We start from the raw sequence: 12,919 nt of genomic DNA on the forward strand, positions 1-12,919 counted from the left end.
TTGGTCATTTCACACATCCGCTTAAACAGCCACACGACGTTCCACAGCCCATGTCTGCTTCTGCACACGCCGACGATCACGGTCATCACCGGTTCCAGGCCCATCACTTCGAAACCGGCGAGCAGCAGTTTCAAGCTGGCAAGCTCGGTATGTGGTTGTTCCTGTCGACCGAAGTGTTGTTCTTCAGCGGTATGTTCTGCGCTTACGCTGCATTTCGCGCTTCGAACCCCGAGGTGTTTGAGTTTGCCGCGGAGTTTCTCAAGCCTTCGCTCGGCGCAGCTAACACCGTGGTGCTGCTGCTTTCCAGCCTCACCGTGGCCTGGAGCGTGCGTTGCGTGCAGCTCAATAACCAGAAGGGCTTGCTAGCGAACCTGATCGTGACCCTGGCGTGTGCCGGAATCTTCATGGGCGTGAAGACCGTGGAGTACTCCATCAAGTTCAAGGAAGGCTTGTTCTGGCGAGGCAATTACACCTACGTCAAAGGATCGCACCCCGACCTGACGGATACGCATGCCATGCTCCAGACCGCCGGCTTGGTAATGTTGGGCATTGCGGTGTTGATCGGCGTATTGGGCTTCGTGCTGGGCGCCAGTTCCGTAGGTCGCCGCTGGGCCTTCTTTGCGTTGGCCGCCACCGTGCTGGGGGCCGGAGCCGGCTGCCTGGCGGGTAACGCCTACACAATGCATCTGGAAGAGCTCGATCATCATGAGTCCGGCGCGGCGCACCATGATCACGGTGAAGAAGGGGCGCACGGCGAAGAAGGGCATCACGATGAGGCAGGCGCCCACGACGAAGCAGCAGCCCACGACGAAACTGCACCTGACACCGAAGAGATCGTCGAGGGTGAGGAGGTCGTCGAAGAACTCCAGGGCGACGACCGCGTCGACGCCCGCCACAATCCGGAGACCGCCGAGGAGGCCCTCGAGGAGGTCCCGTCGCCTGCGGAAGTCGAGCAGGTAGAGAACACCGGCGACTTTGTGCTCGGCGAGAGCACGCTCCTCTACGCGGCGGAAGGACCTAAGTTCCCCGGTATCTTCTTCAGCATTTACTACGCCATGACCGGCGTGCACGCCATCCATATCCTGGCGGGCATCGGTGTGTTTGTGTGGATCGTCAGCCGCGCCGCCCGCGGCCACTTCGAGCCCCACTACTACGGCCCCGTCGAGTACACCGGCCTTTATTGGCACTTGGTCGACTTGATTTGGATTTTCCTGTTCCCGCTGTTGTATTTGATCCAATAAGGAGCGATCAGCTCGACTCCGCTCATGAGGGTCGACCGCTGACAGCCAACGATGTCCGATAACCATTCGCATTACGTCACTCCGATGCCGGTGCTTTTTGGCACGTTCTTCTGCCTGGTGGGGCTCACGGTGCTCACCGTGTTCCAGGCCACGCAGGACTACGTCGACTTCGGCCGCTACGAAGTGACGCTGACGCTGCTGATCGCCGCCGCCAAGGCCATCCTCGTGGCGCTGTTCTTCATGCAACTGGCCCACGACAAGCCGCTCAACGGCATCATCCTGGTGCTATCCGTGCTGTTCGTGGCGCTCTTCCTGGGCATCACGCTCATGGACCGGGCGGAGTACAAGCCGCAGGTCGATGACTACCGGATCCAGAATCCGTTTAACGCCGACAGTCCGTAGGCGTCCCTGGGTTTGTAGCTGGATTCGCAAGAATTCAGAGGCGTAGCGTGTAATCTGAATTCTTGCGAAACCAGATACGCATAGAAATCTCTGGGCAAGCTGTAACAGTTCTCCATCTGGGCGTATGAGAGGGTGAAGCAGGCAAGAACGACCTGCGAGACCCTTAACCCTCTCTGGCATGGAGACAAGCGATGAATACTCTACGTAACTCGAAGGCATTGGCAGTTTTTGGCATGTTGGCAGTGGCCCTGGCGGTCACCCTGGTCTCGGCCCCGTCGGCCGACGCTGGTTGCCACGGATACGGTTACCGCTACACCACGTACCACGCCCCGATCGTGAAGCACTACGTGGCCCCCGTGAAGGTCGTGAAGGTCGTCACCCCGACCTACATCGCCCCACCTTGCTACACTCCAACGTACTACGCCCCCACTTACGTTGCTCCCACCTTTAACTATGGTTACGGCTGGTAAGCCACGCTCAAAACCGGTACGAAAAAGCCGACCTCCGCCTCCGGGCAGGTCGGCTTTTTTCGTGCGCGCAGTAGAGATGCCCCTCGCCATACTCGCCTCCGTAGCTGGATTCGCAAGAATTCAGACGAACTACCAGTTGCCGCGTCATTGACGAGCCAGGCCGAATTCTTGCGAATCCGGCTACCAATCGACGAGGAGTGTCAGCTTAGATTCTTACCACTTGCGTACCACTCACCCGGCGGATGAGTTTTCGCATCTCCAGCACACTGATCGTCGAGAGCACACGGTGCACCGGCAGGCCCGACTGGACGACTACGTCGTCGATTTGCGTGTTCGCAGTGTCGATGGCCGACAGCACTTGGCGTTCCACGTCGTTGAGCGCCAACTCGGCAGCGTGGCGCAGTTCGCCTCCGTCGGGCTGGGGAATCGGTGCGGCGGGGTGGCTCAGTTCGCCGAGGATGTCGTCGACGCTCATGACGAGCTTTGCTCCGTCCTGAATCAGCTTGTGGCAGCCGCGCGACTGACGACTGGCGAGCGAACCTGGCACGGCGAAAACGTCGCGGCCTTGCTCGCCGGCGTGGCGGGCGGTGATTAGGGCTCCGGAGCGGTCGTCGGCCTCGACCACCACCACGCCAAGCGACAGCCCGCTGATCAGCCGGTTGCGTTGCGGAAACGAGCCAGCGACCGGCGGCCGGCGAGGCGGGGCTTCGCTCACCAGGCAGCCATGCTCGGCGACTTCGTCGGCCAGCTTGAGATTCTCGGACGGAGTGATCTCGAGCAGGCCGCCCGCAATCACCGCGAGAGTTCGGCCGCCAGCCTCGAGCGCACCACGATGGACTGCGGTGTCGATTCCCCGCGCCAGCCCGCTCACCACGGTCACTCCAGCACGGGCGAGCCCGGCCGCCAGGAGCGCGGCCTGTTCCAAACCGTATTGAGTTGCGTGGCGGGTGCCGACCATCGCCACGGCCATCGCATCGTCGGGGAGAAGACTGCCCCGCAGGTAGAGCACTTGCGGAGGATCGTCGATCTCGGCGAGCGACGCCGGATAATGCTCGCCCGAACGCGTGACAAGCTGAATGCCGCTGCGTTTTGCCAAACGGAGCTCGGCCTCGACGTCCTCGAGCGTGGGCGCAGCGGCAATCCGCCCCACGAGCTTTGGGCCAATGCCATCCACCGCAAGCAACTGCTCGCGCGTGGCCTCGAACACCGCCTGAGAAGAACCCAACGCCGCCCGCAAATTCTGCGACAATCGCGGGCCAATGTCCTTGACCAAGCTAAGCCGCACATCGGCCAAAAGCTCAGCGGGCCAATCGGACATGGAGCACCCAACGAATCACGGGACCAGGGATAACGCGTGTTATCCTAGTCCCGTGATCTGTGGAATACCAGCAAAACGACGTAAAGACCGCACCTGACGAGTTCCCTAACGACTGCGCTACTCGACGCTGCAGGTTTCGGGCTTGGGCGCTAGCCGGCCAGACTGGCAAATGAACTTCACCAACTCGGCGACGCTCTTGGCCTGCATCTTCCGCATGATCTTCGAGCGACGAAGCTCGACGGTCCGCAGTCCGATACCAAGCCGTTGGGCAATCTGCTTGTTAGCCAGCCCGTCGAGCATGGCCTCGACCACGTCGTTTTCAGCGGGAGTCAACAGGTCCATACGGGCCTGCATTTCGGTCTGCACGGCTCTGCACGCCGCCTCGGCGCCAGACTGTTTTAGAGTCTGGCTGACGCGGTCCCTGAACTCTTCGCGGCTACAGGGCAGCACGACGACGTCTTTGGCGCCGTGCTTCATGAGGTCGACCGCATGTTCCACCGTGGTGGAAGAAGTGGTGACCACCACCGGCAACATGTGGGCCAGCGCATCCACACTCGACTGAGACAGGTCGGGACCTGACCCTGCAAGAATGGCGATGTCTGGCGTACCCGTCGTCTGACCGGTGGTCGACAGATCCTGAATGTGTTGAGCTAGAGAAGAGGTTGAGGTGTGACGTGAGACCTCAAAACCGAAGGAGGAAATGGTGGATTCAGCAAAATCGGCTTCAGAGGGATTTGAAGCGACGATTGCCGCCTGACGAGGAATGTAGTTCACCTTTCTGGTCTCTCATAATTGGTTGGCGTTTTGTGCAGCCGGCAGTGCTAAGCACGTACCGACAAACGCCCCCTGACGATTGTTTTTATAGTCTATGCGGGAACACGTGACTACTCTCAAGCGCAGAATTCGTTCGTTTTTTTGCACGCCGAAAGAAATGTGGAAACTCACAGAGTCCCCATAGAATGCGCCCAACCTTACGCACCGACATGACTTACGGCGCTAATCCTGGCCGTTTAACACCGCGATTACGTCGCCCGATTTCACGTCGGAAGTCAAAATAACTTCCCCTAATCGGTTGGGCAACACAAACCGGAGCTTGCCTTCGGCAACCTTCTTGTCGTGCCACATCAGTCGGTAGATTTCTTCGCTGTCGAACTCTAGCGGTTGGGTCGGTAGCGACAAGGCCTCCAGCAGCTTTACCTGCCGCTCGGTGCTCTTCGCATCGATCATGCCAATCCGCTCAGCCAGGCGCGAGGCACAAACCATGCCCATGGCCACCGCTTCGCCGTGCAGCAGTTGGCCGTACTCCGTGGCGGCCTCAAACGCGTGGGCAAACGTATGCCCGTAGTTGAGAATCGCTCGTCGGCCCGACTCTTCGCGCTCGTCTTCCTCCACCACGTCGGCCTTCAGTCGGCAGCATCGCTCGACCACATACTGCAGCGCCTCGCTATCGCGGGCGTTGATTGCTTCGACGTGCGACTCAAGGTACTCGAAGAACGGCAGGTCCATGATCACGCCGTACTTCACCACTTCGGCCATCCCTGCGGCAAACTCGTTGGCCGGCAATGTGCTCAGCACGTCGACATCGATCAACACGCCCAGCGGCTGCCAGAATGCGCCAACGATGTTCTTCGCCTCCGGCAGGTTGATGCCCACCTTGCCGCCCACCGAGCTATCGACCTGCGCCAGCAGTGTGGTCGGAATCTGAAAGAAGGGAACTCCGCGAGCAAACGTGGCCGCGACGAAACCCGCAATGTCGCCTACCACGCCACCACCCACGGCGGCTACCACGCTGCCGCGATCGGCCCCTTCGGCCAGCATGGTCTGCCAGAGATCGATCAACGTCTCCGCGTTCTTGCTCTCTTCGCCCGCTTCGATCACCAGCAGCTCGACCTCAAGCCCCGCGTCGACGAAGAGGTCGCCCACCGCGTCGGCGTACAGCTCGTCGACCACCGAATCGGTAATCAGCACCACATGCGACGTGCCGCAGCGCTCGCTGAGGAACTGTGGGCACTGAGCGAGCGTACCGCTGCCGATGGTGATGTCGTAGCCACGTTCTTTCAGGTCGACGCGAAGGGTGCGAGTGGGCATAGGATATTGGTAGCGAGTGGCAAGTGACACAGAATCACACGCCGAGACGTTTCAAGTCGTCGGGCGTCACGGTAATGCGGCGGCAGAATCCGGTGTGGGTGCGAATGTACTCGAGGTTCGCGGCCGCCGCGGGATCCTCATGCACCGCGAGCGACACCCGCTCGCGCGCCGTGTCGTCGAGCGTTGCGCATGCTTCGTCCCACTGGGTGTCGGTCTCCATTACCAGACGTTCGCGGTAGGGATCGAACTTGTCGGGCATCGCGGTCACTCCTCGGTAACGGTGACCTTCTCCATCACGTCACCCTGCTTGATGCTGTCGACCACGCTTTGCGTGTCGTCGATCACCCGACCGAACACGGAGTGCTTGCCGTCGAGCCAATCGGTGGCGACGTGGGTGATAAAGAACTGGCTACCGTTGGTGTTGGGCCCCGCGTTGGCCATGCTCAACACACCAGGTCCCGAGTGCTTGAGGTCGGGGTGAAACTCGTCCTCGAATGTATAGCCAGGACCTCCGGTACCGGTGCCTTGAGGGCAGCCGGTCTGAATCATGAAGTCGTCGATCACACGATGGAACTTGATCCCATCGTAAAAGCCCTCGCTGGCCAGTTTTTCGAAGTTGGCCACAGTCTTAGGCACTTCGTTGGCGAACAACTCCAGTCGGATGTCGCCGCGATTGGTTTTAATGGTTGCAACTTTCATGGATGCCTGAGGGGCTAGAGATGCAGGTATGGTGAAGCGTTCCAGATGGACGCTGTGACAGCTCGACTTTTTAGGAGTGGGTTGTCAACGAACGACTAGTTCACCAGCATCGCCGCAAGTGTGTTTTGTCGCAAGGGTTGGAGAACCCGCGACGATTGGCATGCGATTTTTCTCCGGATTGTTTTGACCTTCGAATGTGGGTTTGATATACTTCACTAGTAGCGGTAATTGATGCTTCTTTACTCGACAAAACGAGGAGGCCATCAAGATGGATGATCCGCCTTACGGGCATTTGCGAGGCACTGCCTCTGCCTGAATTCTCAGGCACGACTGCAGCGCTTCGATTTCTGCTAGAAACCCGTTTCTTCCTAGACACAAGGAGTGAAGGCCAAGCGAAGTAGGCTTGGCTGCCCCCGGCTGGCGCAAACGCGCTTTTTCGTGCCCGGTGTACATCGTACGACAGTCCGAGCGGTGGGAATTAAAGCCTCCGTGCCGCCGAACGAAACACTGCCCTTTGGGGTTGAGTTCACCACACGAGAGAGAGTTCGAGTGCCAGCCCCCGGGCGCTCCGGCTGGACAAAGGTAAGGCCCTTGCCGCCTCTCGGTGTGCGGCAAGGGCCTCGTTTTTTTCTGTGGCCAAACTCGACGATTGGCCGTTGTCAGTTCAGGCAACTACCAAGGGTAGTGACCACCGTAGCCGAACCCGTAGCAGCTCGGCGTGTACAGCGGAGCGTGGTACGTGGGAGCCACGTAAGTGGGGTAAACCGGAGCAACGTAGTGCGTGTGGATCGGGGCGTGGTAGGTGGCATAGCCGAAACCATAACCACAACCAGCTTCGGCCGACGGGGCCGCCACCAGGGTGACCGCCAGGGCCACTGCCAACACACCAAACACAGCCAAGACCTTCGAGTTACGTAGAGACTTCATCGCTTTTCTCCATGCTAGAGAGGTTTAAGTGTTATGCAGGTCACTGTTGCCTGCTTCACCTTCTCATACGCCGGCCCGGAGAACTGTTACAGCTTCCCCAGAGTTTTTTCTGAGGCGATTCCTTGTAGCTCAACTCGCTGTCGCCAAAGTAGCCGGATTCGCAAAAATTCGGCCTGGCTCGGCAATGACGCGGCAACTGGTAGTTCGTCTGAATTCTTGCGAATCCAGCTACGAACTCGGCGAGGAGTTACCACCGGGCACTGCGCGCACGAAAAAAGCCGACCCAGCCCGGAGGCGGAGGTCGGCTTTTTCGTGTCGGTTTTGAGCGGGGGCTTACCAGCCGTAACCATAGTTAAAGGTGGGAGCAACGTAAGTGGGGGCATAGTACGTTGGCGTGTAGCAAGGTGGGGCGATGTAGGTCGGGGTGACGACCTTCACGACCTTCACTGGGGCCACGTAGTGCTTCACGATCGGGGCGTGGTACGTGGTGTAGCGGTAACCGTATCTGTGGCAACCAGCGTCGGCCGACGGGGCCGAAACCAGGGTGACCGCCAGGGCCACTGCCAACATGCCAAAAACTGCCAAAGCCTTCGAGTTACGTAGAGTATTCATCGCTTGTCTCCATGCCAGAGAGGGTTAAGGGTCTCGCAGGTCGTTCTTGCCTGCTTCACCCTCTCATACGCCCAGATAGAGAACTGTTACAAAGCGACCGGTGTTTTCTTTGGCCGGGTCAGATACCTGCCATAGCAGACGGCGGCGAAAACGGTCCCATAGACGGCCGCCTCGATGGCCCACACTTGCAGATTGTGGGTGCTCCACAGGTGGTGACGGTCCATGACCGAGAACCAGGGCACCGCCAGCGACAGCCTTCCGGGACTCAGCGGCCAGTACATCGCCAGCCCCTTGTCGTGGTTGTACATCGTGTCGAGCAGCAGGTGGCTGTACCAGGCGAGCCCGCCGGCCACATACAGCCTCAGTGGCAAGGTTCTCGCTCCCACGAGCAGTCGCACCACGAGCCCGACAACCAGCACTCCCACCGTGGTGACGATGATGCTGTGGCTGATGTGGTACCGGTCGTGCCCCCAACCGGGGAACGGAAAGTCGGGAGCGTTGGCCAGCAGCACGATGGCGGCCATCGTCGAGACCCGACTGTGCAGCGACCACTCCCGCGGAGTCGCTAAAACGGCGATTGTCAGGCCGGTGAGCGTGTGGCCAACGGGAGTCATGCGCGGGGGGCGGGGTCAGCGTGGCGAGGCGGGCGATGCTGGGTTCTACGGCGGCAGCATGGTGGTGGTTCGGCTCAGAGTGGATAAAACTGCTATCACGCGCGCGGCGTCTTTATGCCGTTCGCTCATGGTGCCCCGTGGTCGGTGCCGATATAGTCGATGAGGTTCTATAGTTCGATCACGCAGCGGGGGAAAGATGCAGGTCGACTCATCCACAGCAGCGGGTTCGCTGCTCGCGCCGGCGGGTTCTCATTCGCATCACCACCGCGTCCAGGCGGTGTTCAGCGATGTGCTCGAAGCGGTAGGACGAGCGGGTTACGCATCGGCTCAGGAAGTCGAAGGCGACCAGCCGCTCAGCGAGAACGTTGTCGGCGCCTGGAACCAGTGGTTCGCTACGGAGCGCGCCGCGCGGTACTCCCAGGCCGAAGCTCCAGAGCAACTGCGGCAGGAGTACGGCCAACTGTTGCTCCAAGCCCATCAGTCGGGCGGTTACGCAGCGCCGAAGGACTTCCTGCAATCCCTCAGCGGCGAGCAGCTCGAGGTCGTACAGAATGTCCAACAACTGGCCGATCCGATTGATGTCGGATCGCTCACCGAAGAGGGCGCGCTGAACCTGTTGCTGCCACCTGCGGCGCAGGTCGACCTGAACCACGACGGCATCACCCAGTCGGGCGCGGCCAATGGACTGCGGTTCCCGGACAGCAACACACCATTGGAGGTGGTGCAAGCGTGGGAAGAAGCCACGGCCGGCATGACTTTTGGTGAACGGATGATGGCCGAGTTTCGCATGGTCGCCCCTACTATGCTGAGCAACATGGTGGTCGACGAAAACGGCGCTTACTCGCACCACTACGAACCCGGCGATCCCGAGTGGCGCAATCCGCGCGCCGAGCCGGGCTACTCCTACGTGCAGGCGGCCCAGGACTGGCTCGATCATCTGGACTTTGTGAGGCCGTGGATATCGAGAGAGCAGTACGAAGAGCAGACGGCCTTCTGGACCAATTTCAAAGGCCTGCTGGAAGACCACGGCGCGAAGTAAACGCAACCGGGCTGCGTCAGCGCAACACCCGCAAACGCTCTGGCGGCCAGACGATGTGCGACACAACGCCGCGCACATGCGAGTGCGGCACGGCGTACGGTGGATGGCCCTCGGCGCCCTGTTCCCATAGTCGAGCGTCGTAGGCGTTGATGCTGAAGTCGCCCAGCACGAAGTACTCGTCGTCGGCCAGTTGGGCGGGGTGCTCGGCAGAACCAGCGCGGATAGGGCGGGGATAAGGCCCATCCGTTAGCATCTCGGTCAGGTACTCAAGGCCTTCGAGTTCCTCCGGCATTTCGACTTCCTTGCCATTGATCAGTACACGGCCGTTCTCGATGACGACCGTCTCTCCCGGCAAGCCAACGACGCGTTTTACATAGACATCCTGTGGATTTGATGGCAAGTCGAATACGATCAAGTCCCATCGTTTGGGTCGCAAGAACTTGGCCACCGCGATACGCGTAGGGATGAAGGTCTCCGACGAACTCGGCTGCTTGTGGGTAACGTGGAACTGGTCGCAGATCATGGGTAATGGGGGGACGTGGCGAACATGACCAGGCGGCGGGGTGAAGTAGCAAGTTCCGCCGCATGTCGCACAGGTGTCACGCCCATGCCAACCAAGCAAGGTTGGAGCCATGCTATTGGTTGGAATCACATACGGCTCGAACAGCAGCGGGCGAACCAACAGAAAGGAAAGCGCCACTCCCGCCAAGCCGGACAGCAATGTCGGCAACCACGCCTGAAACGCACGCAAGACCGACAGGCGAAAACTCCAGGAGACGATGCCCACGGTGAATACGAAGTAGCCCACAAGAAACAATGTTGCGGCTGCGAGTTTGTGCTCCGTTGGTTGGTCGATGAGCCGCAAAGCGAGAAGCATGTAAGCGGTTGAAGCTACGTTCACCACCACGGTCGTGGCTGCAGCACGTCGCCAGGTCCATTCGCGAGCCTTGGCCCATCGCAGGCCCAGGCCCAACAGCAAGGCCCAAGCGATTAGGCCAATCGCGATGAATGCGACGATTACCAGAACCAACAGAACAGAAGTCAGCATCGAAGACCAATGGCGAGTCGAAAGGGCAGGCGTACTGACGCCCTTTATAGCGGCTCCTCGCCGGTGGCGAAATCAGGCGAAACCACGTGCGCCGGTCCTCATACTCACTCCGCCGGTAACGGATCCGCCCGAATGTAGAGTTCCTGTGGCGGCTCGTCGTAATACTTGAACAAGGCGGGGCAGATCCAGCCCTCCATCGGCGGGTCGTCGAGCGTGTACCAGTTGCCGGAGGACTCGCTGCGGTTCCAGGTAAGGCGTTTGTCGTAGCCGGGAAACTCCTCGGCAGAGAATGTCATACGGAAACCCTGGTCGGCATCGGGAATATCGGCCACCAGCACGTCAATCATTTCCGGAACGCCGGCGACGAACGGCTCCTGCACCAACCCGACGCGCGGGTCGTCGAACACCCAGGTTCCATGCGCGCGGTAGGGAGTGATCACCAGCAGCGTGTTCTGAGGAACGCGGTGCTGCGGCAGTGGCAACCATCCAGCCGCCCATAAAGCGGGGACCGCCACCGCCAGCATCAAAAGCAGCAACAACGCCGTGCGGCGCACGCTGAACTTGGACTTCATCGAAGACCTCGGCACGAAACAAGTTGAGAGACACTGAGCGTTTGACGAGATAGGCCGCAGAAGAGTTCCACAGAGTAGTTCGTGGAAACACCAAGAGTTTATTCGCACGCGCATATGTAGCTGAATTCGCAAGAATTCAAATGCCAAGCCAATGCACCCCGAATTCTTGCGAATTCAGCTACAGGATTTGCCTACTTCCTGGCGCACCAGGTCCAATGGCGATCGCTTGTCGCGGCGACGGTTTGCGGATCGTACGAGTGAGCGGCTACGATCGCTCGGACTTCGTCGACCGTGAGCGCCGCGCGCAGGGAGTCGGCGAACATCTGTCGGGCGTGGGGTTTTTCTTTGCCGGCGTAGGTCTCGACAAGATGTCGCCACTCGGCTTCGTCCACCGGGCGCAACAGGTCGCGGACGAAGATCAATCCGCCGGGACGCGCCAGTTCGACGAGGCGGTCGAACATCACGGCCGGCTCGGGCAGGTGGTGCGCCAGGCTGTTGCTCATCACGATGTCGTACTCGCCGACCGCGGGCAGCTTAGCATCGGCTAGTACCAGCTCGATCTGTTCTTCCAGCACCGCTGCGGCCACGTTCCGCCGCGCGACCTCGAGCATGTGCTCCGCCGCGTCGACCGCTTGGACATGGATCCGCGCATTGCGCCCGCAGAGTTCCATCGGAATCTGCGCGGTCCCCGTGCCGAGGTCGACAACCGTCACGTGCGACTCAATCGCACCCCAAGCGGCCAGTAGATCGTCGACGAACACCCGGTTCACTTCCGAGTGATCCATCCGATCGTAGTCCACCGCCTCCTCGGGCGTGTCCATCAGTTCGGGTTCGAGTTTACGTTGCATCTGTTGAGCTGTGGCTAATGTGAATGCGTCTCGCGGATTCACTCGCATCTCGTCAATCCGCCAAGATTCGGTGGACGGACCTAGCATACCACAGAATGTTGCGCAGCAATGCATCACTGCCCGCTGGCCTGCTCAATCCGATCGACCGCGCTGGCCGAGAGTGACCAGGCCGAACCGCTGACATCTTTGCTGAGCGACAACCGTTCGAGCTTGGCGGTGGCGAGCACGGTGGATTTGTGCTGGATGCGGACCACGACCTCGCCGGACAGTGGCAGGGTGGGCTCCGCGGCGCCGCTAGCGAGTTCGAACTGGGCGTCCTTCAGCGCGGGCCACATCTCTTCGACCGGAGTGTAGTCGGGTACCGCGGTGTGCCCCTCGAACACCGCGGCGCCGTCGACTTCGATCACCACCGTCAGCAGTCGCTGCCCCACATGCCCGCAAGAGAGCATTGGCAGCACCAAAATCAGCATGCCAAGCGAGCGGCTGGTGGGCATCGGCAAATTCTCCGGCAGGACGGGCAACCTAAGAACGGGGCTAGGAGGTAGACGCAACGCTCCCCGCCGGAGTTCCGCAGACTTGCTAATATTGGCCCGCAGCGGGTGAACCGAGGCCAGCGGACACGGGTCCTTCAGGACGCCCGGGCGGTTGACCCCCGTGGCCGGGTGGTTAGACTTTAGGTTCGGTCGAAATGACCGAAAAATTGGGCCCGTGGCGGAATAGGCAGACGCGCATGCTTGAGGGGCATGTGCCCGCAAGGGCGTGCTGGTTCGACTCCAGTCGGGCCCACTATTTCTGGCCAAACGAACTTTCCCGGTTGGTTGCGTTGAACGCCCACAGCAGGCGACTTTGACACGCAACCACCCGGGAAAGATTCGTTTGGCGAAGGGGGATTCGCTTTCAGAGTCCATCCGCTAGCTGGACTGCCGCGCGGTCCGCGTTGTCGCTTCCCCAAGTGCTTGGGGCCTTTTTCGCTCTGGTCTCGATCGGTTATCCTTCACAGCAGCAGCGTCGCGCGTTCTTACTTGCGCGGAAATGCTCCGC

Annotated in this window: 16 protein-coding genes and 1 tRNA gene; 5 read left to right on the plus strand and 12 right to left on the minus strand. The window is 60.3% G+C overall.

From position 1 onward, the window contains the following. Positions 1–50: 50 nt before the first annotated feature. From ACQK2L_RS08095 to ACQK2L_RS08105, 3 genes are all read left to right on the plus strand, one after another. Complete coding sequence (locus tag ACQK2L_RS08095; RefSeq protein WP_425396436.1) at positions 51–1,241, plus strand: cytochrome c oxidase subunit 3; 1,191 nt, start codon at positions 51–53, stop codon at positions 1,239–1,241. 51 nt (positions 1,242–1,292) lie between these two features. Next, positions 1,293–1,643 (plus strand): cytochrome C oxidase subunit IV family protein, encoded by a 351-nt coding sequence (locus tag ACQK2L_RS08100; RefSeq protein WP_425396437.1) that lies wholly within the window; start codon positions 1,293–1,295, stop codon positions 1,641–1,643. Positions 1,644–1,834: 191 nt separating this feature from the next. Then, the gene (locus tag ACQK2L_RS08105; protein WP_425396438.1) at positions 1,835–2,113 is read left to right on the plus strand and encodes a hypothetical protein; all 279 of its coding nucleotides are present in this window, start codon (positions 1,835–1,837) and stop codon (positions 2,111–2,113) included. A gap of 205 nt (positions 2,114–2,318) precedes the next feature. On the opposite strand, the gene dprA is transcribed toward ACQK2L_RS08105, so the two are convergent. From dprA to ACQK2L_RS08145, 8 genes are all read right to left on the minus strand, one after another. Continuing rightward, a complete protein-coding gene (dprA, locus tag ACQK2L_RS08110; RefSeq protein WP_425396439.1) occupies positions 2,319–3,431 on the minus strand; it encodes a DNA-processing protein DprA in 1,113 nt (370 codons plus the stop codon). 117 nt (positions 3,432–3,548) lie between these two features. Next, positions 3,549–4,205, minus strand: coding sequence for a response regulator transcription factor (locus tag ACQK2L_RS08115; RefSeq protein WP_425396440.1), 657 nt, complete (start codon positions 4,203–4,205; stop codon positions 3,549–3,551). Positions 4,206–4,427: 222 nt separating this feature from the next. Continuing rightward, positions 4,428–5,519, minus strand: coding sequence for a 3-dehydroquinate synthase (gene aroB, locus ACQK2L_RS08120; protein ID WP_425396441.1), 1,092 nt, complete (start codon positions 5,517–5,519; stop codon positions 4,428–4,430). A gap of 34 nt (positions 5,520–5,553) precedes the next feature. Next, on the minus strand, positions 5,554–5,778 hold the full coding sequence (locus tag ACQK2L_RS08125; protein ID WP_425396442.1) for a hypothetical protein: 225 nt from the start codon (positions 5,776–5,778) through the stop codon (positions 5,554–5,556). Between the two features lie 5 nt (positions 5,779–5,783). Then, positions 5,784–6,218: a peptidylprolyl isomerase gene (locus ACQK2L_RS08130; RefSeq protein ID WP_425396443.1), complete on the minus strand. Its 435-nt coding sequence runs from the start codon at positions 6,216–6,218 to the stop codon at positions 5,784–5,786. 672 nt (positions 6,219–6,890) lie between these two features. After that, complete coding sequence (locus ACQK2L_RS08135) at positions 6,891–7,145, minus strand: hypothetical protein (RefSeq protein ID WP_425396444.1); 255 nt, start codon at positions 7,143–7,145, stop codon at positions 6,891–6,893. A 333-nt stretch (positions 7,146–7,478) separates the two neighbouring features. Continuing rightward, positions 7,479–7,757: a hypothetical protein gene (locus ACQK2L_RS08140; protein WP_425396445.1), complete on the minus strand. Its 279-nt coding sequence runs from the start codon at positions 7,755–7,757 to the stop codon at positions 7,479–7,481. An 86-nt stretch (positions 7,758–7,843) separates the two neighbouring features. Next, the gene (locus tag ACQK2L_RS08145) at positions 7,844–8,371 is read right to left on the minus strand and encodes a metal-dependent hydrolase (RefSeq protein WP_425396446.1); all 528 of its coding nucleotides are present in this window, start codon (positions 8,369–8,371) and stop codon (positions 7,844–7,846) included. 196 nt (positions 8,372–8,567) lie between these two features. On the opposite strand from ACQK2L_RS08145, the gene ACQK2L_RS08150 reads away from it, so the two are divergent. Continuing rightward, positions 8,568–9,410, plus strand: coding sequence for a hypothetical protein (locus tag ACQK2L_RS08150; RefSeq protein ID WP_425396447.1), 843 nt, complete (start codon positions 8,568–8,570; stop codon positions 9,408–9,410). 16 nt (positions 9,411–9,426) lie between these two features. On the opposite strand, the gene lepB is transcribed toward ACQK2L_RS08150, so the two are convergent. From lepB to ACQK2L_RS08170, 4 genes are all read right to left on the minus strand, one after another. Then, positions 9,427–10,458 (minus strand): signal peptidase I, encoded by a 1,032-nt coding sequence (lepB, locus tag ACQK2L_RS08155; protein WP_425396448.1) that lies wholly within the window; start codon positions 10,456–10,458, stop codon positions 9,427–9,429. 104 nt (positions 10,459–10,562) lie between these two features. Beyond that, positions 10,563–11,030: a DUF6717 family protein gene (locus tag ACQK2L_RS08160; protein ID WP_425396449.1), complete on the minus strand. Its 468-nt coding sequence runs from the start codon at positions 11,028–11,030 to the stop codon at positions 10,563–10,565. A 191-nt stretch (positions 11,031–11,221) separates the two neighbouring features. After that, positions 11,222–11,878 (minus strand): class I SAM-dependent methyltransferase, encoded by a 657-nt coding sequence (locus ACQK2L_RS08165; protein WP_425396450.1) that lies wholly within the window; start codon positions 11,876–11,878, stop codon positions 11,222–11,224. Positions 11,879–11,991: 113 nt separating this feature from the next. After that, positions 11,992–12,372: a hypothetical protein gene (locus ACQK2L_RS08170; RefSeq protein ID WP_425396451.1), complete on the minus strand. Its 381-nt coding sequence runs from the start codon at positions 12,370–12,372 to the stop codon at positions 11,992–11,994. A gap of 208 nt (positions 12,373–12,580) precedes the next feature. Here ACQK2L_RS08170 and ACQK2L_RS08175 point away from each other — a divergent pair. Then, a tRNA-Leu gene (locus ACQK2L_RS08175) sits at positions 12,581–12,664 on the plus strand. Positions 12,665–12,919 lie beyond the last annotated feature (255 nt).

Source organism: Aeoliella sp. (assembly GCF_965227375.1).
GTDB lineage: Bacteria > Planctomycetota > Planctomycetia > Pirellulales > Lacipirellulaceae > Aeoliella.

Coding starts and splice junctions, on each gene's coding strand:
- ACQK2L_RS08100 (WP_425396437.1), top strand. CDS start 1,293: ATGTCCGATAACCATTCGCATTACGTCACTCCGATGCCGGTGCTTTTT.
- lepB (WP_425396448.1), bottom strand. CDS start 10,458: ATGCTGACTTCTGTTCTGTTGGTTCTGGTAATCGTCGCATTCATCGCG.
- ACQK2L_RS08150 (WP_425396447.1), top strand. CDS start 8,568: ATGCAGGTCGACTCATCCACAGCAGCGGGTTCGCTGCTCGCGCCGGCG.
- ACQK2L_RS08095 (WP_425396436.1), top strand. CDS start 51: ATGTCTGCTTCTGCACACGCCGACGATCACGGTCATCACCGGTTCCAG.
- aroB (WP_425396441.1), bottom strand. CDS start 5,519: ATGCCCACTCGCACCCTTCGCGTCGACCTGAAAGAACGTGGCTACGAC.
- ACQK2L_RS08145 (WP_425396446.1), bottom strand. CDS start 8,371: ATGACTCCCGTTGGCCACACGCTCACCGGCCTGACAATCGCCGTTTTA.
- ACQK2L_RS08165 (WP_425396450.1), bottom strand. CDS start 11,878: ATGCAACGTAAACTCGAACCCGAACTGATGGACACGCCCGAGGAGGCG.
- ACQK2L_RS08170 (WP_425396451.1), bottom strand. CDS start 12,372: ATGCCCACCAGCCGCTCGCTTGGCATGCTGATTTTGGTGCTGCCAATG.
- ACQK2L_RS08105 (WP_425396438.1), top strand. CDS start 1,835: ATGAATACTCTACGTAACTCGAAGGCATTGGCAGTTTTTGGCATGTTG.
- dprA (WP_425396439.1), bottom strand. CDS start 3,431: ATGTCCGATTGGCCCGCTGAGCTTTTGGCCGATGTGCGGCTTAGCTTG.
- ACQK2L_RS08135 (WP_425396444.1), bottom strand. CDS start 7,145: ATGAAGTCTCTACGTAACTCGAAGGTCTTGGCTGTGTTTGGTGTGTTG.
- ACQK2L_RS08130 (WP_425396443.1), bottom strand. CDS start 6,218: ATGAAAGTTGCAACCATTAAAACCAATCGCGGCGACATCCGACTGGAG.
- ACQK2L_RS08160 (WP_425396449.1), bottom strand. CDS start 11,030: ATGAAGTCCAAGTTCAGCGTGCGCCGCACGGCGTTGTTGCTGCTTTTG.
- ACQK2L_RS08140 (WP_425396445.1), bottom strand. CDS start 7,757: ATGAATACTCTACGTAACTCGAAGGCTTTGGCAGTTTTTGGCATGTTG.
- ACQK2L_RS08125 (WP_425396442.1), bottom strand. CDS start 5,778: ATGCCCGACAAGTTCGATCCCTACCGCGAACGTCTGGTAATGGAGACC.